General features: G+C 28.2%; 20 protein-coding genes. 14 read left to right on the top strand and 6 right to left on the bottom strand.

The window, feature by feature from the left end; translation table 4 throughout:
- Positions 1-67 precede the first annotated feature (67 nt).
- The 3 genes from ACJA23_RS00005 to ACJA23_RS00015 all read left to right on the top strand — a co-directional run bounded on the left by ACJA23_RS00005 (position 68) and on the right by ACJA23_RS00015 (position 3,020).
- Complete coding sequence (locus ACJA23_RS00005; protein WP_406614101.1) at positions 68-1,537, top strand: helix-turn-helix domain-containing protein; 1,470 nt, start codon at positions 68-70, stop codon at positions 1,535-1,537.
- A 143-nt stretch (positions 1,538-1,680) separates the two neighbouring features.
- Positions 1,681-2,799 carry a DNA polymerase III subunit beta gene (locus ACJA23_RS00010; protein ID WP_406614103.1) on the top strand — a complete coding sequence of 373 codons (1,119 nt, stop codon included), beginning with the start codon at positions 1,681-1,683 and terminating at the stop codon, positions 2,797-2,799.
- Complete coding sequence (locus ACJA23_RS00015) at positions 2,799-3,020, top strand: RNA-binding S4 domain-containing protein (RefSeq protein ID WP_406614105.1); 222 nt, start codon at positions 2,799-2,801, stop codon at positions 3,018-3,020. The genes ACJA23_RS00010 and ACJA23_RS00015 overlap by 1 nt, the downstream gene beginning before the upstream one ends.
- Positions 3,021-3,064: 44 nt before the next feature.
- On the opposite strand, the gene ACJA23_RS00020 is transcribed toward ACJA23_RS00015, so the two are convergent.
- From ACJA23_RS00020 to ACJA23_RS00040, 5 genes are all read right to left on the bottom strand, one after another.
- Complete coding sequence (locus tag ACJA23_RS00020) at positions 3,065-3,187, bottom strand: hypothetical protein (RefSeq protein WP_406614107.1); 123 nt, start codon at positions 3,185-3,187, stop codon at positions 3,065-3,067.
- Positions 3,188-3,203: 16 nt separating this feature from the next.
- The gene (locus tag ACJA23_RS00025; protein WP_406614109.1) at positions 3,204-3,539 is read right to left on the bottom strand and encodes a hypothetical protein; all 336 of its coding nucleotides are present in this window, start codon (positions 3,537-3,539) and stop codon (positions 3,204-3,206) included.
- A gap of 257 nt (positions 3,540-3,796) precedes the next feature.
- Positions 3,797-4,408 carry a ribonuclease HII gene (locus tag ACJA23_RS00030; protein ID WP_406614111.1) on the bottom strand — a complete coding sequence of 204 codons (612 nt, stop codon included), beginning with the start codon at positions 4,406-4,408 and terminating at the stop codon, positions 3,797-3,799.
- A 7-nt stretch (positions 4,409-4,415) separates the two neighbouring features.
- Positions 4,416-5,252, bottom strand: coding sequence for a ribonuclease HIII (locus tag ACJA23_RS00035; RefSeq protein WP_406614113.1), 837 nt, complete (start codon positions 5,250-5,252; stop codon positions 4,416-4,418).
- Between the two features lie 118 nt (positions 5,253-5,370).
- Positions 5,371-6,288, bottom strand: a complete 918-nt coding sequence (locus ACJA23_RS00040; RefSeq protein WP_406614115.1) for a Cof-type HAD-IIB family hydrolase — start codon at positions 6,286-6,288, stop codon at positions 5,371-5,373.
- 372 nt (positions 6,289-6,660) lie between these two features.
- Between ACJA23_RS00040 and pyrH the strand changes: the two genes are divergently transcribed.
- The gene (gene pyrH, locus ACJA23_RS00045) at positions 6,661-7,377 is read left to right on the top strand and encodes a UMP kinase (protein WP_406614117.1); all 717 of its coding nucleotides are present in this window, start codon (positions 6,661-6,663) and stop codon (positions 7,375-7,377) included.
- Entirely contained in the window at positions 7,377-7,928 is a 552-nt protein-coding gene (frr, locus tag ACJA23_RS00050) for a ribosome recycling factor (protein ID WP_406614119.1), read from the top strand. Before pyrH ends, frr begins: the two co-directional genes overlap by 1 nt.
- Positions 7,929-7,979: 51 nt before the next feature.
- Here the strand turns inward: frr and ACJA23_RS00055 are convergent, their stop codons facing one another.
- Positions 7,980-14,078, bottom strand: a complete 6,099-nt coding sequence (locus tag ACJA23_RS00055) for an MGA_1079 family surface serine endopeptidase (RefSeq protein ID WP_406614121.1) — start codon at positions 14,076-14,078, stop codon at positions 7,980-7,982.
- 296 nt (positions 14,079-14,374) lie between these two features.
- Here ACJA23_RS00055 and ACJA23_RS00060 point away from each other — a divergent pair, with 296 nt between their 5' ends.
- The 9 genes from ACJA23_RS00060 (at position 14,375) to fusA (ending at position 25,456) form a co-directional block, all read left to right on the top strand.
- Complete coding sequence (locus ACJA23_RS00060) at positions 14,375-14,875, top strand: redoxin family protein (protein WP_406614123.1); 501 nt, start codon at positions 14,375-14,377, stop codon at positions 14,873-14,875.
- A gap of 92 nt (positions 14,876-14,967) precedes the next feature.
- Positions 14,968-16,320, top strand: a complete 1,353-nt coding sequence (gene mnmE / locus ACJA23_RS00065; RefSeq protein ID WP_406614125.1) for a tRNA uridine-5-carboxymethylaminomethyl(34) synthesis GTPase MnmE — start codon at positions 14,968-14,970, stop codon at positions 16,318-16,320.
- 4 nt (positions 16,321-16,324) lie between these two features.
- Positions 16,325-17,128 (top strand): TatD family hydrolase, encoded by an 804-nt coding sequence (locus ACJA23_RS00070; RefSeq protein ID WP_406614127.1) that lies wholly within the window; start codon positions 16,325-16,327, stop codon positions 17,126-17,128.
- Complete coding sequence (gene rsmA, locus ACJA23_RS00075) at positions 17,128-17,898, top strand: 16S rRNA (adenine(1518)-N(6)/adenine(1519)-N(6))-dimethyltransferase RsmA (protein WP_406614129.1); 771 nt, start codon at positions 17,128-17,130, stop codon at positions 17,896-17,898. Before ACJA23_RS00070 ends, rsmA begins: the two co-directional genes overlap by 1 nt.
- Before the next feature lie 283 nt (positions 17,899-18,181).
- Positions 18,182-19,708, top strand: a complete 1,527-nt coding sequence (locus ACJA23_RS00080) for a DUF2130 domain-containing protein (protein ID WP_406614131.1) — start codon at positions 18,182-18,184, stop codon at positions 19,706-19,708.
- Positions 19,709-19,713: 5 nt separating this feature from the next.
- A complete protein-coding gene (locus tag ACJA23_RS00085; protein WP_406614133.1) occupies positions 19,714-22,239 on the top strand; it encodes a UU173 family protein in 2,526 nt (841 codons plus the stop codon).
- A 164-nt stretch (positions 22,240-22,403) separates the two neighbouring features.
- Positions 22,404-22,814, top strand: coding sequence for a 30S ribosomal protein S12 (rpsL, locus tag ACJA23_RS00090; protein ID WP_406614135.1), 411 nt, complete (start codon positions 22,404-22,406; stop codon positions 22,812-22,814).
- Between the two features lie 49 nt (positions 22,815-22,863).
- On the top strand, positions 22,864-23,334 hold the full coding sequence (gene rpsG, locus ACJA23_RS00095; protein ID WP_406614137.1) for a 30S ribosomal protein S7: 471 nt from the start codon (positions 22,864-22,866) through the stop codon (positions 23,332-23,334).
- Positions 23,335-23,365: 31 nt separating this feature from the next.
- A complete protein-coding gene (fusA, locus tag ACJA23_RS00100; RefSeq protein WP_406614139.1) occupies positions 23,366-25,456 on the top strand; it encodes an elongation factor G in 2,091 nt (696 codons plus the stop codon).
- Positions 25,457-25,522: the final 66 nt, after the last annotated feature.

Raw genomic sequence — 25,522 nt, forward strand, 5'->3', positions numbered from 1 at the left:
TCTATTTTTTATACAAAATAATTCATTAATTATTTTGTATAAATTTTTAATAATTTAAAATTTAGTTATGAAAAATAGTGACAACAAAATCAAAAACTATGATCTAGAAAAACTTACTGAGATTTTTAAGCTAAAAATCAGTGATGAACTAGATGATAATATGAGTTTTCAGACCTATTTTAAAAACTCTGAACTTGTATGTATTTTAGAAAATACAGTTTATGTTTATATACCTTTAAAAATTATAAAACTGTTCAAATTAGTTAAACAAAAATATAGCACCCAAATTGGTAATGTAATTAAATCATTATTTGATGGTAAATACAAATTTGAAATAATTAATGATAAAACAAAATATTCTTCAGATTACTCGCTAGACAATTACGATAACTATAATAAAACAGATCCTCAAATGAAAGTTGCTGTTAATAATCCAAAAAATAAAGATTTAGCAACTTTAACACTTGGGCCTACTGACGATTTTAATTTAGATGCTAAAACAAACCAATTTAATTTAAATCAAACATTCCAAAATTTTGTTGAATGTGATTTCAATACCGAAATTACCAGTGTATTTAAAAAGATTTGTAACAATGAATTCCCTAATATTAATTTAGTTTATTTTTGAAGTGAATCAGGTTGCGGTAAAACTCACTTATTAAATGCAGTTGGAAATGCATTGTCACAAAATGGTAAAAATGGTATTTTTGTTGATTCAGCCAGTTTTAGTTTAGAAATAGCTTCGTTATTAAAAGAAAACAATCAAACAAAAATTTCTAATATTATAAAATACTATCAAGAATTAGATTTTGTTTTATTTGATGATTTTCAAACTTATGGTGATGGTAAGAAAAAAGCAACCAAGAGTTTAATTTTTAACATAATTGATGGAAGAATTAGAAAAAATAAATTAACTGTTGTTGCTTCTGTTTACGATTCACAAACATTAAATACTATATTTGATAACCGTTTTATTTCTCGTTTTACTGCTGGTTTTAATTCAAAAATACACTTTTTAAAAGAAAATGATTTATATCGTGTTTTAGATTATTTATTATCTAATAAATTTTATCCAGAGTTATTTGACGATGAAATTAAAGAATTTATTGTTAGAAATCACTCTGATTCAGTTGGTAGTTTGGTCGGTGCTGTTAATCGTTTAGAAATTTATGAAAGTAGAATTAAAAATTCAGAAAACATTAATGAAACTATAAAAGAAATTTTTAAAGGACTTGTTAGAGATACTCAAAATATTAAGCCAGATATGGTTGTTAAAACAGTTGCTAAATATTATAATGTGTCAACTAAAGATATAATGAGTAGAACAAGAAAAGGTCCCATTGTTGTCGCTAGACATGTTATTATGTACTTACTCAGTGACGTTTTAAAGATGTCATCTAATGAAATTGGTAAGTTTTTTGAAAGAGATCATTCGACAGTTTTAAATGCTTTAAATAAATTTAAAACTGATGATCCTGACGGTCAAAATATAAAAACCGTAGAATTTTTACGTAAAAAATTATTTGGTATAAATTAAGGTTTTACACACAAATTATATACATGTGTATAATAATAAAAATTGCATTTTTGTACTAAAAAACTATTATTTTTGATGTTTTTTATTATTTATCCACATATCCACACCTTATATTATTTATTTGTTTTTACTAGGAGAAAACTATGAAATTTAGCATTAAGAAAAAGGTTATTCAACAAGCTGTAGATTTTATTTCTAATTATATTGACAATAATGATACAAACATCTTTTTTAGATCTATTAAATTTGAATTAGATGAGAGTGAATTAATTTTAACTGGTTCTTCTACAACAATGTCAGCTCGTAAAATTTTGACAGTTGATGAAGATAATATTAAACATGAAATTAATGGTCATTTTTATGTTAATGCTCAAAATTTAAAAAATATTATAAAAGGAATGGAAACTGAAATTCAATTCACTCTAAGAAGTGATGGGGTTTTAGAAATTCAAGAAGATAATGATGTTTTTGAGTTATCAACCGTTGAAATTGATTTAATTTCTAATGTTGTTTTTGCTGACACAAAAAATAGATTCAAAATTAAATCAAAAGTATTTGAAAGAATAATTAGTAATGTAGCTGTTTCAACAAGCGTTGGTGAAAATGCTAAAAATGACTCATATAAATGTATTAGAATTAAAAATGACGAAAACGGATACATTAACTTTTCAGCAACTGATACATTTAGATTATCATTCGAAAAATTACCTATTAAAACACAAGAAAACATTAACATAATGGTTGATGTAAAAAATATCAAAAAACTAATCACAAAAGATGCTCCAGAAGTTGTAGAAGTTTATCATGATAATAGTGTTTTTGGTGTTGTGTACGAAAACACAATTATTCAAACAAATGTAAAAATTGGTGATTCGATGAATCTTGAGGAAATTATCCAAAACATTCAATTTACTAATGTGATCAAAATTGAGAAAAAAGAATTAGAAAAACTAATTAATAAAGTTGTGTTTTACGTATCAGATAAAGTTAAAAAACTTGAATTTGATATAAATAACACAGAAATGAAAGTTCAGTTTGAAGTGCCTCAAATAGGGCGTGGAGAAGCTGTTACTAACAAATTTGAATATAAACAAGAACCTTTCCTAATTGATATGAATTTTGCATACTTAAAAGAAGCTTTAAGTACATTTGATAGTGAAATTATTTATTTAAAAATGAATTCAGACTATTCAAGAGTATGTATCGTGTCTGAAACAGAACCAAATAATATTCAATTGTTAACACCAATTAGGAGATATTAATGATTAAAGTAACTATAAAAGGTAAAGAAATTAAACTTGGTCAATTTTTAAAGAAAGTAAATGAAACTCCGACTGGTGGAGCGGCTAAATGATTTTTAAGTAACAACAAAATTAAAATAAATAATGAAATTCCACAAGGTAGAAGTGCTAAAATTCACCCAGGTGATATAGTGTGGGTAAATAATACTGTGTATAAAATTGAATCTGAAGATGAAGAGTAAAACAAAACCTCTAGAAGTTAAATCTAGAGGTTTTTTATTCTTAATTATTTAGAAAATAATTTATCAATTTGTTGGTAAAACATTTTTTTATCTATTTTATGAGTAAATTCATAATTAACTAAAATGTATTTTAATAAGATTTGTAATTTATCAACATTTTCTTTCACTGGAAAGTTTTGGTCACTAAAAAACGCTTGGGTTATTACCTAAAAAATCTACAAACCTTTTGATTACATTTGTATAGAAATTTGATTTATTTTTGTGATGAATTCCACCAGCTAAAACTAAAATAGAATTAATATCAACAGGTGTAGAATTGTTTTTTAGCTTGGTTGGATAATAAACTGCTGATTTGATTTGAAATTGCTCATAGGTATCTAAATTAACTTCTTCAACTTCTACACTTGTAAAATAAGTTATTTTAGATTTGTGATTAATCAAAATGTATAAATATATTGAACAAAATAGTAATGAAAATAACATCGCAAATGGTATCACAACAGCTAAAATATACATCATTAGATAATGGTTTAGATTCTTATTATCAATTGATATATTTTTGTTATTTAAAATGTAATCTATTGAAAAGTATAGTGGATAAATCAAAACAAGTATAAATATAAAATATATTAATGAATAAATTAAAAACTGTTTTGACATATATTTGTAATAAACTTTTTGACGAAAAACCAAGTTAAAATCTGATCAAATTTTATAATAATAAACGAATAAACAAATAATAACAGCGAAGGTTAAAAAAATCGCAAAATATAACATTATTTTTCCTCGCTATTCATTTTTTTCAGTAAAGCTTTAATTGGTCTATACGCAATTCTATGAATAGGTGAAATACCTAGTTTTTCAATAGCTTCTTTGTGGTATTTGGTTCCATAACCTTTATGGCTTTTAAAATCATATCCAGGATATACATCATCAAATGTAGCCATTAAGTTATCACGAAAAACTTTTGCGATAATGCTTGCTGAAGCCACGTTGAATGATAAATTATCACCTTTAATTAGATTAATTTGTTCCTTATTAGTTTCAATGTTTTCATAGTCGGTAATAATTAAATCGATTTTGTGCTTAAAGTTATTAATTGCCATTTCCATAGCTTTTTTAGATGCTGTTTTAGGATTAAAATCAGGTTCATATGCATCTAAAGTGACGATTTGGTATTCAATAGCTTTTTCTCTAATTATTTTGTCTAAAACAATTCTTAAATCAACTTTTACTTTTTTAGAATCGTTAATTTCGTGATTTAAATAACCTTTAGGCAACATAACACACGCTGCAACTAATGGGCCAGCAAAACAACCTCGTCCAACTTCATCACAACCTACAATATATTCATATTCTTTTCATAATTCTTTTTCTATTTTTGACATATCTTACCTACAAATTTATATTTTTTCGTTTTTTAATTTCTTTACTCAATAATGGGTCTATTTGTTCCAATGAAGCAAAATGGTTTTTGATATTTAACTCGCTAATAAAAGATTTTATCATTTCATCGCTTAAAAAATGTAATTTACAAATTTCACTTAACACTACACCTGATTTCATTCTAACTAATGAACCTATTTTTTTAATAGTTTCGGCTATTTTATAAGTATTTGAAGCTCCTAAAGGGAATTCAAAACCGTATTGTTCATTTAAATTTTGCATAAAGGTTAAAAATTCATTACGAGCTAGAATAGAAGCGCAAGCTACAGCAATATGCACTGATTCTGCACCAGTTTTATATAAAACATCAACATCTGGATCAATGTATTTTTGATCTCTTTTTTGCATATATTCGCTGATTTTTATATGGTATTTGGTAATTGAGTTAAATGTGGAATATTGATCGATAATTACTAAATCATGTTTTATATTTTTTGTGTTTAAGTCTTGAATTAAATTGTTTAGAGTGCTACGATGAGAGATGTATTTTAATTCATTAGCATTAAAACCAAAGGAATTTAAGCTATTGTAACCTTTAGGTGTTAGTTTATAAAACTTATAATGTTTTATATATTTTTTTATTTCTTTTGCTAAAAACTGGATTTTTGAATCTGATAGTTTTTTAGAGTCTTTTACACCTAAAAGCCTTAATTTTTCAATACTTTCTGGTTCAACTAACACAGCACAGGAGATTAAAGGTGAAAAATAATCACCTACACCTGTTTCATCTATACCAATAACATATAAGTTATCAAAACTTTTATCTCATTCGTTTAGTAATTTCATATATTCCTTAAAAACCTTATATTTAAATTTTAATAAATATTAGTGCAATAAAAAGAAATTTACAATTTCTTTAACTAAAAAGTTAATTAAAAAAAGCTAGGTAAACTAGCTTTGTAATTTACTCACTTTCTGTAACTGAAGCAATTTTCTTTCTTCTGTTTGTTGATTTTTCGATCTCAGCTTCTGGGTTATCTAGGAATTTAGCAATATATCAACCAACTCCACCTTCTTTGTTAGTTTTACTAATTCTGATTGTGGCATATTTTTTAACATCTTTGGTAGCGTTACCCATAGCTACTGAAACATTAGCTACCTTAAACATTGGAACATCGTTAAATCCGTCACCGATAGCAATAGTGTTTTCAACTTGAATGTTGTAATATCTAATTAACATACTCAAAGCTTTACCTTTGTTAACTGTTATATTAGTCATATCAAAAACCGGTGATAAACCCTCACCTTTTGATCAGTAAGAAAATTCAGCTAAGTCCCCATAACGAACCTTTAAATATCTTCTTAATTTTTCTACTTCAGTTGTAGTTTTAACATCAAAAATAATTCCTGTAGGCATTAAAGGTAATTTGTGAAAATCTAAACCAATTTGCAGTTTTGCTGTGTTTGTAAAACCGAAAACGTTTTCTAAATCTGGGTCTCTATGTTGAAGTTGAACTCAATCTGGACCTTCGATAGCGATATTTGAAATTTCATCTTTAACTTTTGGGTCACCTAAAATATATAAAGCTTCATTTAGGTTTAAATACTTAATGTATGGGATAAATCCATCATCTTTTGGGTGGTGAATATGAGCTCCATTATAGTTTGAAACAACTGTATTTAAGCCTAATTCGTCATAAATCGCTCTAGTACTTCTTCAAGGACGACCAGTTAAAATACATACAACATGACCTTCTTCTTGAGCTCTTTTAATAGCCGCGATAGTTTCATCATGAATTTTACCTGTAGCACTAGATAACAATGTTGTTCCGTCTAAATCGATAGCGAATAAATAACGTTGTTTATTTGTTGTTTCTGCCATAAAAACTCCTTTTTTATGTGTTTTAGTTTATAAATTATACATTTTTTGTATTTTTTGGTAAATTAATGACTGTTAAAGTTGTTAGTATTACACGCTATTTTTAAGTTGAATAATACTTTATTTATCTACTAAAACACTGGTTTTACTAGATAAAAAGTTCAAAAATGTTACTTTAACTGCAAAAATAAGGTTTATGAATATTAACAACGTGATTAAGCAAATGTAATTTAAATTCTAAAAACTACATACAACCAGTGTAAAAGTTTAAAAGTAGTAAAAATTGGGTTGCTAAAGCCAAAATATAGATGATTTGTAAAGTTTTACTCCATATTTTTATATAATTTAATAAACTTATAAAACACAGGAGTATTTATGAAGTATAAACGAATTCTAATCAAACTTTCTGGTGAAGGGTTTGCTAATAAAGAAAAACATCTAGTAATAGATTTTTCATTAGTGCAAAACATCGCGAAACAATTAAAACAAATTGTTTCAGAGGGTGTACAAGTTTCAATAGTTATTGGAGGTGGTAACTTTTGAAGAGGTGCTTCAGCAGAAAAAAATGGAATTCCAAGAAATAGAGCTGATTACATCGGTATGTTAGCTACAATTATGAACGGACTGGCTTTAAGTAGTGGTTTCGAACAAGCTGGTTTAGTTTCAAGAGTTCAAAGTTCACTTAATATTGATAAAAGAGTGGCAGAATATTATGTAAATGAAAAAGCAATTAAGTATTTAGAAAACGGAGAAGTTGTAATTTTTGTAGGTGGAACTGGTAGACCATACTTTACAACCGATACTGCTGCAACATTATATGCTTCTGAAATTGGTGCAGAAGCAATATTAATGGGTAAAAACGGAACAGATGGTGTGTATGATTCAAATCCAAGAAATAACCCAGCAGCAAAACATTTTGATCAAATTACTTATGATGAAATTTTAGAGAAAAAACTACAAGTTATGGATTTAACAGCAACTTGTATGGCGAGAGATAATAATATTAATTTAATCGTATTTAACTTGTTAGAACCAGATTCAATTATTAGAGCATTACAAGGAACGATTAAACACACAGAGGTGATAAAATAATGGAATTAGATATTTATTTATTAGAATTAGAAGAAAAGTGTGAGAAGGCAATAAATCACTACCGTTTTGAAATGTCAAAAATTTCAACAGGTAGAGCTAACCCACAATTAGTAAAAGGTGTTAAAGTTAATTATTATGACGTTTTAACTCCTTTAGAAGAATTAGCAAATATAAGTGTTCCTGAACCACAACAATTATTAATCAAACCTTATGATATTACATCTACAAAAGAAATTTGTAAAGCTATTGATAAAGCTAATTTAGGAATTTTACCTATTGACGAAGGAAGTCAAATTCGTATGAAATTTCCTGAATTAACTACTGAACGTAGAAGAGAAATGGCTAAATCATTAACTAAACTAACTGAAGCAGCTAAAGTTGGTGTTAGAAACGCTAGGCAAGATGTAAACAAACAAATTAAAGCAGATGAAGAATTATCTGAAGATTTACAAAAAAATTATTTAGATCGTGTGCAAAAAGTTGTTGATAAGCAAATTGAAATTATTGGACAACTAGCAAAAGAAAAAGAAGATGAAATTATGAATAAGTAGTTAATACTACTTAAATTAAAAAAACCAAGTGATAGCCACTTGGATTTTTTATTATTTTTGTTCTTTTCCTTCGTAATTTAAGAATGAAGGAGCACCATATTCATTAGGGTTTGTAACTGAGTTATAAGCCAAAATACCTGCTAAAGAGTTGTTGTTTTTTAGTCCAAAAGGAGAAGTTCCTTTTTTGTTTGCTCCAAAGTAGTTAACTTTTTCAGGTGCATAATATCATGATTGTAATAAACTAAATGGCCCACCAGAGTTGATTATAGCTGCTAAACCATTATCACCATAGAATAGTCCTGTACCTGAGTTACCTGGGTTAAAGTAGGTTGGAATATAACCGTTTTGAACATGTAGTCCAAAACCTTTATAACTCGAAGATGCTCTATGAATTAATAAAGGAGTTTGAACACCGTATGGGTATCCAATAATTTCACCACCAAATAATGTAGGAGCACTTGATAATGAACTAAGTTCTAAACCTGGTTCTAAATCTACATTTGATTTGTTACGTAAGTTTTTATAAAATTCAGCAGTTTCGAACTTACCTTCATATTTAGCTTTCTTAATTAATTCGTTAAGATCAACTCCGATTACCGAAATATCTACATTTAATCCATTTCCAACCGGATTACCATTTAAATCTTTTTGTTGTCTACCAGTTCAATATCCATAAATTGAAACATTACCTAAATTATATAAACCAGTTCAATATCCTTCACCACTTGCTACATTGTTTTCAATATTATCACCTGGTCTAACGATGTATCTACCACCTGTAGCTGCTATTTTTCCTTCTGAATTCCTAATGTTATTAACATCACCGGTAACAGTTTCAACGTGGTTATTTGTGACTAATAGTCATTTAGAATCGTCTGGATTATTTGAAACTTTAGCGAAAATAGATCCTGAACCTTGAGAAATAGCGATAGCGCGTTCTCAAGCGTTAGCTCGATAACCAGGGATTTTATCACCACTTGTTAATGGTTCATTGTTTAATCTATATCCGTTATGTAATTCGTAATCAACATTTTGGTTTGGGTTGTAAAGTTTATATTTAGGGTCACGATAATTGTTGTAGAAAACTCATGGAACACTTTGACCATTATAAACTAATTTAGGGTAAGTAAAGGTATTAGTTGTTAAACCGAAGTTTTCGTGTTGTATACTATTTTGATATCTAAGTTTAATGAACGCTGGATTTCTTGTCATCAAGAATGCTTTATTCGGATCAAATGCGCCACTATCTGCATCACGGTCGTGTGGATTGATTCTGCTACGATCTACTTCAGCGAATAAAATTTTGTAATTTTTATTTTCCAACTCAAAATCAAATCTAATACCTTCAATAGTTCTTGTTAAAGTTAAAATGTAATTTACAGTTGGCAATGTGCTTGTGTTTGTAACTTTATAACCACCTAATTTACCTGTGATTCTGGTTGAACCTGTTGATAAGAGTTTTTCTAAATCTATATCAAATCACAAGTTATCTTCGTTATTATTCTTATCATCTACTTTTATTCCGTCACGTGTAATTCTATCTAGAATTCTACCTGACTTATAATATAGACCACCGTAAAATTTCAATAGCATTCTTCGATTATGTGTACCAGAAGTTAAAATATTAGGTTCTAAATATTTATTGTTAAGTGTTCAACTTGCAATTTGTTTTTGATTATCAAAAGTTCAAAGTGAATCGCTTAATTTAGGTTCTAAAACCCTTTCTCTAACTACACTATCAGATGATAGTAAAACAGTTTTTAAATTATCATTTTTGAATGATATTTTACTATCTCTTTTAAAATATTTACTAATATCTATTGTACTTTTATCACCTGTTTTAGAAATTCTGTATCAATTGTTACCGACAACGTTTATTTTTTGATTACTATCCTCATATTTAAGTTGAATATACACAGCGTTTGGATCTTGGTCAAATCATCTAATATCAGATATTCCAAAATTATTACTACGTAAACTAAAATTATTATATGTTCAAAGAGTAGAATACTTACTCTTAGTAGGACTAAAGTTTACACGTAATTCTGGTTGTAAAAATCCAGGTTTTCCAAAAACTTTTTCAGCTAATTCTCTAGGTGTTAAATTTCCAAATATGTCTGAAGCACCACTTAAATCATCGAAATCAATCATATTTATCATTACATGTGGGTATAGATTTCTCTTATAGTCATTAACCACTTTTGATAAAGTCACTGTTTTACCAGATGTATATCTTATATTTAAATTTTTCTTGTTAATAAATCCAAGTTTAAAAGTTAACATATCCTTAACAACAGGTACACGGCGGTTACTTGATGAGTTTGAAACATCATAGAAATAAATAAATCAATCTTTTGATAACTGATTCAGATTAACACCATTATTAGTATCACCTGAAGTTGTAAAACTACCATCATCAACCACTATGTTAGTTGGAGCAGCAGGTGCAGGTGAATCGCTTGATTCATTGAAATCTTGATTGAATTTTTTAGCGTTTTCATCCACTTCTTCAGCTACGACTCCGTTAAAACCAATTAAATAGTTTAATTTATCGAATGCCTCTTGTTCTACAATATCAGCAGCATCAATTACACGATAGTTATTTATAGGTTTACCATTTGCGACTGCTGTTGGGATAGTTCTAGGTGCAAAGTTGGTAGAGTTAATTTTATTGAATTGATCAATGATATTTTGGTTTGGTTTTTGATATCCATCTCCAGTAAAATCAGAACTAGTAAATCATTTACTATTAGGGTCTTTTCTTTTTACATCACTGAATGCTAAACGTTTAAAGTAACCTAAACTGAAATAAGGACTAGTAGCTGCTTGTTCAACACCATCAATTTTGTACCCAAAAGCAATACTTACAATACCGCTTAATAAATCGATGTTTTTAGCAGCTTTAACAAAAATTTCGTATCTACCGTATTTTGGTCAATTGTATAGTTTGTTTAATAAGTTAGGAACATCATAAGCAGGGTATTTATTGTGAGTTTCACCTGGTGATTTTACTTCAACCAAATCTAGTCAATCAAATTTTTTCTCGTTACCAATTGCTCTATCGTTTGCATCTAAACCAATAAGTTTTCTAACTTGAGCTAAATTTTTTCTGTCATTAGCTCTTGCTTGGTTTCCGACAATTAAATCATAGTTTTTTGGTTTAACTATATATTTTAAAATTGCACCATTATTTGGTCTTTTGATATGCACTTCAACAGTATTGTCTTCTTCGTGATATTCTCATCTTTTTAGGTTTTCACAATCTCCGTTGTTACCCCCAATTGCAAAGTAATCTATTGAAGAAGTAGAATCAACAACTGTTTTTAGTGTATTTACTTTTGCGGAAACTTCTCTAACAGTAGCAGGTTTTGATTTTTCTTGAGGATCTTTATCGATTTTAGCTTTTTCTTCAGCATAAACTCTTTCAAAATATTTAATTAAAGAAATTACAGGAACACCATCTGAGTTGACCGCTGCATTATATTCTGGTGATTCTAAAAATTTAGGTTGTAATGTTAATACTAAATTATTAAAAACAACATCTTTTATTGCTTTTTTAGTCTTTACAGAAATTGTTTTAATTACTTGATTTTGATATTTAATTTGAACTTTTAACTCAACTTTATTTGATGGATCTAATGTTCCGACTTCGTTAGAAAGTTTATAATTGAAGAATTTACCAAATTTAGTATTTTTTGGTTTAAATCATTCTTTTACATTTTCAGCAGTAAAATCAGAAGCTGATTTTGTGGCTAAAACATCATAATCAAAATTGAAGTAAGTATCTAAATCACTCAATGTAGCAGAATTAATATCAGATTCAGCTGAATTTGGGAATGTGATTTCGGTCGAAACAGTTGCTGTTGTAGATGGATCTGATGTTTTTGAAGCTTTATAAGTTGCAACTAAAACGTTTTTGTTTTGATCTTTAAGAGATAATGATTCTAATGATAAAGAAACATCGCTAATTTTGTTTGTTTGTACAAACAAGTTGAAGTTGTAATTATTTAATGAAATAGGTTTAATTTTACTTCAAATATGTGGATAGTTATTTTTAATGTTTTGATCTAAAGACGCACTTAATTGTGCTTGAACCATATTTTTGAAATTATTATCTTCCGTTCTAGGTGCTTCATCTTGTAAATTTAATGCAGCTTCTAATTCGCTATTTGCTTGTGAAACTAAATTATAGATTGAAGCTGGTCCTTCGTCTAAAGTAATTAATTTTGAACCTGAAACATATGCTTCTAGAGCTGTTTTGGTTTGGGTTACTTTGGTTTTCTTATCAGAATCAGCTGAATGAGAACTTAAGTAATTTTCTGCTTCTGTAAGTTTTGCAGCTGCTTTTTGAATTATTACTTTTAAATCAGAAACTAATTTTTTCAGACCATTAATATCATCAATTCTAGTAGAACCACTAACGGTCGCCTTGATTTGAGTGATTACATCAGCTGTAAAATCACTAATTAAACTTGAATTAAATTCATTGTTTGTTGTTTCAATTGTTGTTTTAAGAGATTCAAAGTTTCTAACTGTAGTTTCTAATTGTGATTTTAAGTTATCTAAAGTAGCTTTGGTTTGGGTTAATGATTCACCAGTTAAACCACTTAATTTTCCATTAGTAAAAACAGAGTTTGAACTTTCTAATGAATTAGTTAATGAAGCTAATTGTGCTTTATATTCTATTTTATGTGCTTCAATTGTATTTCTTGCTGATGTTCTAGCTTCTAAATATGAATTTAAAGAAGCAAATAAACCATTCAATTCGTTTTTGGTTGAATCAGCAATATTATCGTTTGTAATTTGATCAATTTTTTGAATTAATTTAGCTTTTAATTCGTTTGATAAATTATTTGCATTACTATTAACAGTTGCTTTTAAATTACTCAGCTTAACAGCTAGATTTTTAGGGAGAGAGTCAATTACAGATTTTAATTCATTGTTTAGAGTTTTTAGTTTTTGATCAGTTTTATCTAAAGAGTTTTCGACAAATGTAATTAATTTATCTGCAGGAATATATGTATTAAATGGTGTTAATTTAGCGTTAATACCACTTTTTTGTGCATCGGTAAATTCACCTACATTTTTTAATTCTTTTCCTTGAGTCAATAATGCTTTAGATTTTAAAACAGTTTCAACTAACGTATCTAAACTTGTGTTAAATGCGTCTAGTTTTGTTTTGTTATCTAATGAATTTAATTGAGTTTTAATTTGAGAAACTAAAGGAGCATCAAATAGATTAGTATTTTTGTCAATAGCTCTGGTAATAATTATGAAAACTGCGTTAGCTTCTTCAAAGTCAGAGATTGCTGTTTTTAACTCTTCTGTTGATGTTTCTAAAAATGATTTTAATGCTGTTAAATCGTTAGTAGCAAATTGATAGTTTAGTTTGCTGTTTGAAACATTAGCTGCTAATCTGGTGTTTAATTGTGTATTTGGGTTTTTAAATGCACTTGTTGAACTTGAATTTGCAATTCCTTTGTTTTTTTCAAAAGTATCAAAAAATGTTCTAGCAGAAACCTCAATAGCGGTTAATTCTAAATCAAAGGCAGAAATTTTTTCTTCTGAGTTTAATTGTTTAGATAACTCAACTAATTTTGATTTTAATGCATCACTAAAAACACTAGAATCGTTAATTCTTGATTCTAATGAAGTATTTGTATTTTCGCTTAAACCACTTGAAGTGCTATTTTGTTTAAGTTGTTTTAGAAGCATATTTAAAAACTCAAGGTTTTCTTGAGGTGTATCATAATCTAATTTAGCTATTTTTCCGTCAGCTAAAACACTTGAAGCTTGTTTTAATAAATCAACTAATTTCTCTGATTTATTTGCTACTTGGTTAGATGAAGAAATTTGTGATTCTAATGTAGCTTTTAAATTTGTAAGTTTAGGTAAAACTTCATTTAGTTTACTTAATTCTTCAGTGTTTGAATTAGATAATCAAGTTTTGATTTTAGCTAAAGCATCACCACTGAAATATTGAGAATATTTATCATCTTTATCACTTGGTTTGATGATAATTTCTTCATTCTTTCCTTTTTCATCTTTTTTATTAATTGTGATTTTTACATCTTCACAAGCAACTAAAAAACTAGCTGCTGTAGAAGCTGTAACTGCTAATGGTAATAGTAATAATTTTTTCTTTATCATAAAGTAATCTTTCACGTTAATGTTTCACTCTCTTTAGAGAGTGGTTAAATTAATTATAATGTTTTTTAATTATTTTAGATGCCTAATATTTGACCAAAACACTGAATTTTTAAGCAAAAAATTATATTCTTGACTGTTCATATTGCATTAAAAAAAGTCAAATTTTATAGCAATTTGCAAAAGTGTAATTTTTTAGTGTAAAAAATACATATTTTTAAGTTTTTCCAGCAAAAAATGCAAATATAGGCATATAATTTAGTTATACAAAATTAGAATATCTAACCAAGGAGTTTAATATGAGAAAAGCTTATATGGGTGATAAAGTTGTTACTTTACACGGAAAAGCACCAGAACTAAATCAAGAAGTTATTGTTAAAGGCGCTTTAGCTGGTTCTTTTGAGCAAGTTGAATTAGAAAGAAAACATGATTATTTAGTTTTAATCACTTTCCCTTCAATTGATACATCAGTTTGTGACTTACAAGTATTATTTTTAAGTCAATTAACAGAAAAATACCCAAACTTTGATTACGCATCAATTTCAGTTGATTTACCTACAGCTTTAAATAGCTACAAATCATCACATCCAACAGGATCAATTCAGTTATTTTCAGATTATTACGATTTAAAACTATCTAAAGAATTAGGTGTTTTAATGGAAGAAAACAGATTAAGTGCACGTGCTGTATTTATTGTAAATAAAGAAAACAAAATTGTTTATCTACAAATTAATGAACAAGTTAAAGACCAAATGGACTTTAAAGCACTTGAAAGCAAACTTCAAGAATTATCAAAATAGTAAATTGGCGATTAAACCCAAGTGAATCTTGGTTTTTCTTTTGCTTTTGAATAATTAGATTTTAAAATTGAAAATACTATAAAATTAAAATTATGAATGATAACATTGCTGTAATTAGTTCAGGTTCTAGAATCAATCAAGCTATATCGATTGTTAGAATTTGTGGTCCTGATGCTGTAGAAATAGTTAAAAAGATTTTTAAAGGAAAAGTAGGAAATAACCTCGAAATGACATTTGGTCAAATTCATGATAATGGTTTACTAATTGATAAAGTTTATGCTAAATGACTGATCGGAAAAGAAGTTGATGGCAAAATGGTTTACAACAATTATGTAGGAGAGCCTACTGTGGAAATCGATTGTCATGGTGGTATAGTAGTAACAAATAAAATTTTGGAACTACTATTAGCTAATGGAGCTAGATTAGCTGAACCTGGTGAATTTACTAGAAGAGCTTTTTTAAACGGAAAATTAGATTTAATAGAAGCAGATGCAATTCATGATTTAATCATGGCGAAAACACTTAAACAAGCAACTGCATCTGTTAACAGATTCCATGGAAAAACATCGGTTTTAGTCGAAAATTTATTACACAGAATCTCACTTTTAATAGGAACTTGTGAAGTTAATATAGATTATCCAGAATATGATGATATTGAGCAACTTGATACACATATTATGATTGAAAAATTAAATGAATTATTAGCTGAGTTAACCAAAATTATCAAAGTTTCAGAAGATTCTAGATATATTTTTGAAGGTGTTAATGTAGCGATTTTAGGTAAACCAAATGTAGGTAAAAGTAGCATTTTAAATGCACTTTTATCAGAAGAAAAAGCTATTGTTACAGATATAGCTGGAACTACCAGAGATGTAATTGAAGCTTCTTATCAAATTGATGGAATGTTATTTAAGTTAATTGATACAGCTGGACTTAGAAAAACAGAAGAAAAAATAGAACAAATTGGTATCAAAAAATCACTTGAACAAATTGATAAAGCTGATTTAGTTATTCATGTTATCGACCCCACACAACAAGAAAATGAATTCGACCTAGAAATAGAGCAAAAAGTAAAACAACAAGGTAAATTTTATATTCGTGTGTTAAACAAAAAAGATTTAATTACCGATATCAAAAACGAAAATGTGGTAATTAGTGCCTTAAACAAGGATATTAAAGAACTTGAACAAGCGTTAGTGGCTAATTTTAAAGATATAGATATTATGGATGAGAGAATTTTTAATAACACTCGTCAATTGTCTTTGATTAAAAACGCTTATATATCTTTAGAAGATGCAAAAGTTGCTTTAGAAAACAATTATACCTATGATGTAGTAATTATAGATTTATATAAAGCTTGAGATTCACTTCAAATGATTAAAGGAAATGTAAACAGAGAAGACTTGCTAGATATTATGTTTGGTAACTTCTGTCTTGGAAAGTAGAAAAATGGGTAAAAAGTATAATATGTTTGTTGATGCTCATTGTCATATAAGTAGTCAAAATTATAATAACCCTGACATTATTGAAATGATTATTGAACAAACTTATGCCAATAGAATTCAATTTTTGATTGTAAATGGAGGCTATGACAAAGAAAATGAAGAAGTTAATGAACTAGCTCAAAAACATGAGGTTATTAAAGCTTGTGTTGGTATTCATCCAGAAGGCAAACCTTTAGGTGAAAAAGATTATGAAAGAGTTGAAGCTTACATTAACGAAAACACTGTTGGTATAGGTGAAATTGGTTTAGAATACTTTTATGATTGAGGCTGCAGCAGAGAAGTACAAATTAAAAGTGTTAAAGCACAAATTAAATTAGCTAAAAAATATAATTTACCTGTTGTAGTGCATTTAAGAGATAAAGAAGATAGTAATTTAGCATATGAAGATTTTTATCAAATAATGCTTGAAAACAGGGATTTAAGAGTAATGTTACACACATATGCTGGTGATTTAGACTACGCTAAGAAGTTTTTAGAATTTCCTAATTTATATTTTTCTTTTAGTGGAGTAGTGACATTTGGTTCAAGTGATAAAACTAGAGAAGTGATTAAATTTTTACCTTTAGATCGTATTTTAACTGAAACTGATGCTCCATTTTTAAGGGTTCACCCATATACTGGTGAAAAAAATGAACCAAATACTGTATTATTTGTTTCATACTATATTGCAGGGTTAAAAGGTGTTGGTATGGATAAATTTGTAGATAGAATTAATCGAAATTTAAGAAAGTTATTCAACTTAAAATAATGAAAAAAGAAGTTTTTGCAAAAAAGAAATTTGGACAGAATTTTTTACACGATAATAACATTATTAATAAAATAGTATCCATTTTTGATATTTTTAATCAAAATGTATTAGAAATAGGTCCTGGGCGTGGTGCTTTAACTACTAAAATGCTCGAAAAATGCGCAAAAGTTACTAGTTATGAAATCGATCAAGATATGGTTAATGTTTTAAATAACTTAATTGACAATCAGAACTTTAAATTAATACATCAAGATTTTTTAGAAGCTAATTTAGATCAAATCGACAATTCTTATTTAATCGCTAATATTCCTTATTACATTACTACTGACATTTTATTTAAAGTCTTTGACCACAAAGATAAATTTAATGGTGTTTTACTAATGGTGCAAAAAGAAGTAGCTCAAAGAATTTGTGCTAAACCTAATACTTACGATTATTCGAAACTTTCAGTTTCTTCGCAATATCTAGCTGATTGTAAAATCGAATTTATTGTTCCAGCATCTTGTTTTACACCCGCGCCAAAAGTTGATTCAGCTATTATTTCACTTCGCTTTAAAAATAATTTAGAAGAGCTAAACTGAAATGAACTAAGTGAGTTTTTTAAGTTGTGCTTTTTAGCTAGAAGAAAAAAATTAAGCTATGCATTAAAAACCAAATACGCACCTAATCTGGTATTACAAGTTTTTAATGAGCTAGGTTTAGATGATAACACCAGAATACAACAATTAACAGTTGATCAAATTGTTTTATTATATAAATTATTAAAATAACAAAAAATACCTAAAAATAAAATTTTAGGTATTTTTTACATAATTATGTGAATAAAATATTTACATTTTAAGGTTTTGGAATAAAAAAAATAAACAATATTTTAATGTGAATTCGCGCATAATTTTTAATTTTTGTGATAGCATTTAAATTTAAATATTTAGTGAGATGCAAAAAATTAAAATCTAAATTAAATACAATTAAAGGGCGATTATTTTATTCAAATTTAAACACATTTTTTGTATTTAGTTTATAGTTAGGTTATAACAAAAAATGGAGGACACAATGGCGAAAAATATAAAAATACAAGTTAAAAACATAGAAAAATGAGAGTTTGAAATTTTAGAGGATGCACAAAAAGGTGATGTATTCTCTATCAAAGATTTTATAGATTCTGAACAAAGCACTATAAGTAATGCTTTAGAAAGTTTAAGAGAAGAATTAGAACGTAAATATAAATCTCAAGTTCAATCTGATATCTTAAATAATTTAGATGATTATAAAGAATATAGAGCTAAAAAAGATTCATACATCGAAGAAATTCAAAAATTAAAATCTGAAAAATCAAAATTAGAAATAGAATACGATCAAATTAAAAAGAATAATAATCTAGCGCTTGATAACTTAAAATCTAAGTATGATGAAGAAATAAAAAGCATTAAGAATTCTAAATCAACTGAAATTGATCTTGCGGTTTCTAACGCTAAAATCGAACTTAATGATGAGCTTAATAAAATGAAAGATCAATATGATCAAAAAATTAGTAAATTATTGGCAGAAAAAGAAAAAGCTGATGGTTCTGCAGAAGTGTTAAAACAAAAAATCAATTCATTAGAAAATAGTGTTGAGTTAAAAATCGAAAATGCTAAATTTCAAGCTAAACAAGAAGAAGCAAAATTATATGAAACACAAATTGAAACACTTAAGAACAATTTATATGAAAAAGAAAAAACAATTGAGGTCCTTAAAGGTCAAAAAGAAATGGCAGCAAGTGAACTTCTATCAAATGTTCAAAATATCTTATCATCACGTGTATCATATAATTCAAAAAAATTAGGTGAAGAATTCGAACATAAAGTCGAAAGTATGATCAGTGAGTTACTTTTAGGGTCTGACACTGCAACTTATAGCAAAATAACTAAAAATAATCTCGAAACAAACTCAAAAGCCGATTTTGAAGTTGTTGTTTCTAGAAAAACTGTTACTGGTGATATACTTGAATATAAAATTTTAATTGAAGCCAAAACTCAAAATAATTTAACAGAAGGTGGAAAAAAATCAACCGCAAGTCACTTGTCAAAATTCAATAAAGAAATTATGGCTTCAAATGCTGACTCAGGTATTATAGTAACAGAGTTAGATTATGATAAAAATTTCTTAATAGATATTGATAAGAACTACAAAAACATAGTTATAGTTAGACCTGAGGCACTAATTTCTGTTTTAAATATATTGAAAGCTTTTGGCCAAAGAACTTTAGCGTCAAGAGAAAAAGAAAACAGCTTAAAATTAAATTATTTAACAACACAACAATTAGACAAAGAATTAACTGAAGTTCGAGAAAAAGTATTTAAATATTTAGAAAAAATGCAAGAAAAATTATCAGAAAATTTTACAACTTTAAATACAATCAGAAAAAGTTTAATTAAAATAGAAGACAATATTAAAGGTGTATTACGGTTAGAAGCTGACAGAATAACAAGTAACATAAATAAAATTTCTACAATTGCTTCACCAAAAACTCTTGCTAAATACGATAATGAAGTTCGTGACAAAGCTTTACAACTAGAATCTGTATCAGAGGAAAAATAAGTTATATGAAGTCCATTGATATTAAACAAAAACATTTTTTAAAATTACTGGAGCAAAATCCAGCAATTATTTTTTACAATACCCATGAATTGATCGAAAAATTAAAAAATGCATATCAATTAAAATGAGGTTCAAACAATAACCAAGATGTTACCGAGTTAGATAACGAAGATGATGAAGACGAAGAATCTGACTCTATAACAACAGATGAACTAGAATTATTAGAAGAATATAGTTCTAAATATATGGAAATTCCAGTTGATACATATTCTCATGAATATATAGAAGGAATAACAGAGTTATTTCCTGCTATGGAAAATAATATTTCTAATTATGAATATTTAAATTACGCACCTATTATCGCTAAAGCGACAAATTTTGCCAAATATAAAATTGATGCTGTGCAATACTATATGACAAAATATGGTTATAAACCATATGAAGTAAGTTATATTAGTATTAAAGACAAAATGGATCAAAAACTAAAAAACACACAAAAATTAATGGAAGATGAAAATGTTAAATTAATTGTTGGTGGAGTTTGAAAGAAAAGTTATACAACTAAAGATTTAAATATAAATAATAAAAATATTGATATAACAGATGTTAATTTATATTCAACATTATTTATTTATGATAAGCAACTTAAAAAGATTATTAATTTGGATTATTCAGCAAGTGTAAAACACAAAAATTTTGACAAATTTTTCTACGATTACAATGTTTTACGATCATTAGATCAACCTGTCACAGTAAAAAGTATGTCAACCATTGCGTTAGATTGTTGAGCTAATAAATATTTATTTACGACAAAAAATAAAGTTAATTTTGTTGAGATATTTACTTGTTTTAAATCTAAGATCGATTATCCAAAAAAAGAGAATAGAACATCTAAAACAATGTTTAATACAATATGCAAAAAATTAGGTCTACCATTATTGTACAATTCAACTTTATCTACCTTAGATTACAACAGTGACTTCACTTTTTATAATTTAATTTTAAATAACAAAAAAACATCTGGTACGACACCGAAAATGGTTGATATAACAGATGAAGAGTTTGACAGAGAACTAGAAAATCTAAATATCAAAAGCGCTGATGAATTGATTAACTTTATCGAATCAAATCACCTACATTGAATTCAGTTACGTGATTACAACAGTTTTAACGATAAAAATACTACTGAATACGTAGACTTTAAACTTTATATTTCTCAGCTAGTTTGTGCATATGATGAGTTTGGGCCTGATAAAGAATTAAATCATACTGCATTAAAGGCTTTTATATTTGATGTTGAAATTGATGATGAAATTGATGACGAAAATGATGTTGAAAAATCACAAAACGGTACTAGTTTTTTTAACAAATGATGACAAGATAGTGATTTTTTAAAAAGAACAGCAGATATTGACAAAATTATAAATTCTGAAAAGTCTAAGAAGAATAAAATTTATTTTACAACCCAAATAAAAGAAGATAAAAATCTTAAATTAGAATACTTAAAATTTATTTTTGGGCCAAAATTCATTCCGTATCAACATTACATTTTCAATAATTTTTATAAAACTTTTAAACAAATTGATGTTGCATATGATGCTTATTATAATTGTGCAAACACTATAAGTACATCTACAAAAGACTTTGATGATGTAAAATCGTTAGAAAATAAAGAAGCTAGAATTTGTTGGTACGATTATGAAGGTTTTATGGATTTATATCCAGTTATCGATGGGACATCCTCATATAGTCAAATTGTTAATCAAGTAAGTGTTATTGTGACTAAAAACGGTGTGGAAGAAAGTTGTAATAATTATGTCAAAGATACATTAAATATTACTATAAAAGATATGTGTGATCTTATTGAAAAAGTATATGCAGATAAAGCTGATTATTATGTAGTTTTCAATAAAACATACGAAAATACACGAAATTCCGAAATTGCAGGATATGCACAAACCTTATATAAAAAAGATAACGATTTCAAAAAATATATAGACGGAAAATTCAATAATATCAATGGTTTTGTCAATATTGTTGAATATATAAATTCACACACTATTGATTTGGCTGATTTCTTCTCTAAAACACTTGATAACTTAAAGAATAAATTACAAGACGCTTCATCAGAATATTACACATTCAGTATTAAAGATAAGCAAATTCAAAGTGGCAAGTTATTAACAAATAATGAATTCAATCAAGATGAATATTTACCTTTATTAAGAGCAACAAAATTAATTAATATACCTAAATTAATGGGGTTTCACTCAATCAAAAAAATTGAAAAACTCATCACCGAATCTGGATTAAAACTTAAGAATATGATTATCCCATATCATGAGCTAGATCAGATTCAGAATGGTATGCAAGCAATGGAAAAAGCTGTTCAAAGACATTTAGGGACAATCAGTGATAGCGTTTGAAATAATGTTATTGTTCCGAGACTAAAAGCCTATTGTGAAAATGATGTTCGTGCAATGCTAATGGTTTGAGATTTTATTAGTGAAATATTAAAAACTGTAAGTTAATTTTCTTATATAAAAAACACAAAACAAAAGTATCACATAATTTTTTAGAAAAAATTTTAAAAAAAATGCGATACACACGGCCAAGTTGTTGTATAATAGTCTAGCTATTAAAATTAGCCATTCAGTTTAAATATTAATTAATAAAAAATGAAAGGATGTAGAAAATGCCTACAACAAACCAATTAGTTACACATGGTCGTAGCTCAAAAGTTAAAAAACAAAATGCACCTGCATTATCAGTAAGCTACAACTCACTAATTAAAAAAGCTAAAAAAATGGCATCTCCATTCAAACGTGGAGTATGTACTCGTGTTGCTACAATGACACCTAAAAAACCTAACTCAGCTGTTCGTAAATATGCTCGTATTAAATTATCAAACGGAATCGAAGTTACAGCTTACATTCCAGGTGAAGGGCACAACTTACAAGAACACTCAGTTGTTTTAATTCGTGGTGGTCGTGTTAAAGACTTACCTGGGGTTAGATACCATATCGTTCGTGGAACACAAGATGCTGCTGGTGTTTCAAAACGTAAACAAGGCCGTAGTTTATACGGTGCTAAAAGAGCAAAATAGCAATTAAATTCACATAGTAAAAATTTAGTAAAGATTATAGGAGGACAATATGTCAAGAAAAAAACAAGCGCCTGTTCATCAAGTTTTAGCTGATCCAGTTTTTAACTCAGTTGTTGTTACTAAGTTGATTAACGCTATTATGCTTGATGGTAAAAAATCAATTGCTCAAGACATCTTATATTCAGCATTTGATATTGTTAAAGAAAAAACAGGTAAAGACGCTATGGAAGTGTTTTTAACAGCTGTTGAAAACATCACACCACAATTAGAAATTCGTACAAGAAGAATTGGTGGAACAAACTACCAAGTTCCTACAGAAGTACAACCTCGTAGAAAACAAACACTAGCATTAAGATGATTAGTGCAATATGCTCGTTTAAGAAACGAAAAAACAATGGATGTTAGATTAGCTAACGAAATCATTGATGCATCAAATAAAACAGGTGGAGCTATCAAAAAACGTGAAGATACACACAAAATGGCAGAATCAAACCGTGCTTTTGCTCATTTCAGATGATAATATTTTCACATTTATATAGATAGTAATTATTATGGCTAGAGAATATTTATTAAAAGATTACCGTAACATCGGTATTATGGCTCACATTGATGCAGGAAAAACAACAACAACAGAAAGAATTTTATACCACACAGGTAAAATTCACAAAATCGGTGAAACACACGACGGTGCTTCACAAATGGACTGAATGGCTCAAGAACAAGAACGTGGTATTACAATTACATCAGCTGCTACAACAGCTTTTTGAAAAGGTAAAAGAATTAACATCATCGATACACCAGGACACGTTGACTTTACAGTTGAGGTTGAACGTTCATTACGTGTTTTAGATGGTGCTGTAGCTGTACTAGATGCTCAATCAGGTGTTGAGCCTCAAACTGAAACAGTTTGAAGACAAGCTACAAACTACCGTGTTCCACGTATTGTGTACGTAAACAAAATGGATAAAGCTGGAGCTGATTTTGCTGCTTCAGTTGCATCAGTTAGACAACGTTTAGGTGGAAATGCAGTTGCAATTCAATGACCTATCGGTGCCGAACAAGACTTTACAGGTATTATTGATCTTGTTACAAGAGAAGCTTTCACATACAATGGTGAAGCTAAAGAAGAAGAGTTTCCAACTGAAATTCCTGCACATTTAGTAGATATCGTTGAAACTAAACGTCAAGAATTATTAGAAGCTGTTGCTAACTTTGATGAAGAATTAATGATGGTAGTTTTAGAAGGTGGAGACATTGATGTTGACACATTTAAAGCTGCTATTAGAAAAGCAACATTAACTTCTGAATTCTTCCCAGTAGTTTGTGGTACATCATTCAAAAACAAAGGTGTTAAGAAAATGATTGATGCTGTTATCGATTATTTACCTTCACCAGTAGATGTTCCAGCTATTAAAGGGTACATTGGTGATAAAGAAGTTTCTGTTGAAGCTTCTGACGAAGGAAACTTTGCATCACTAGCATTCAAAGTTATGAACGACCCATATGTTGGTTCATTAACATTTTTCCGTGTATACCGTGGAATTTTAGAAAAAGGAAGCTACGTATACAATTCAACAAAAGAACAAAAAGAAAGAATTGGTCGTATTCTTCAAATGCACGCAAATAACCGTGTTGAAATCGATGAATGTCGTGCAGGTGATATCGCTGCAGCTGTTGGTTTAAAATACACAACAACAGGTGATACATTAATTAGTGAAAAATCAGAACACATTGTTTTAGAAAAAATGGTGTTCCCTGAACCAGTTATTTCACAAGCTTTAGAACCAGAATCAAAAGCTGCTACAGAAAAATTATCATTAGGACTTCAAAAATTAGCAGCTGAAGACCCAACATTTAGAACATACACAGATGAAGAAACTGGACAAACAATTATCGCAGGTATGGGTGAGTTACACTTAGATATTATTGTTGACCGTTTAAGAAGAGAATTTGGTGTTCAAGCAAAAGTTGGTGCACCACAAGTTTCATACCGTGAAACAATTACAAAAGAAGCTGAAGTTGAAGGAAAACACATTAAACAATCAGGTGGTAAAGGTCAATACGGACACGTTTGAATTAAATTCGAACCAAACAAAGACAAAGGTTTTGAATTCGTTGACAAGATTGTTGGTGGTAAAATTCCTAAAGAATACATTAAGTCAATTCAAAAAGGACTTGAAGAAAAAATGGCTGCTGGTATTTTAGCTGGATACCAAATGATTGATGTTAAAGCAACATTATTTGATGGATCATACCATGATGTCGATTCATCTGAAATGGCTTACAAAATCGCTGCTTCAAAAGCTCTTACAAAAGCTAAAGACCAAATTGGAACAGTATTATTAGAACCAATTATGGATGTTTCTGTTGTTGTACCTTCAGACCACATGGGGGATGTAATCGGTGACTTATCACGTCGTAGAGGTTTAGTTAACGATCAAGAACAAAGAAATGATGGAGCTGTTATCGTTAGAGCTCATGTTCCATTATCAGAAATGTTTGGATACTCAACAGAGTTAAGATCTATGACAAGTGGACGTGGTACATACCAAATGCAATTCAATCACTACGAAAAATGTCCAAACAGCATTGCTGATGAAATTATTAAACGTAGAAATATTCAAGTTAAAGATGAAGATTAATATTTAAACAATTTTCACAAATATAAAACTAGCGTTTAGGCGCTAGTTTTATTTTTTAAAAAAACC

It is taken from the genome of Mycoplasma corogypsi (genome assembly GCF_045276875.1).
Lineage (GTDB): Bacteria > Bacillota_I > Bacilli_A > Mycoplasmatales > Metamycoplasmataceae > Mycoplasmopsis > Mycoplasmopsis corogypsi.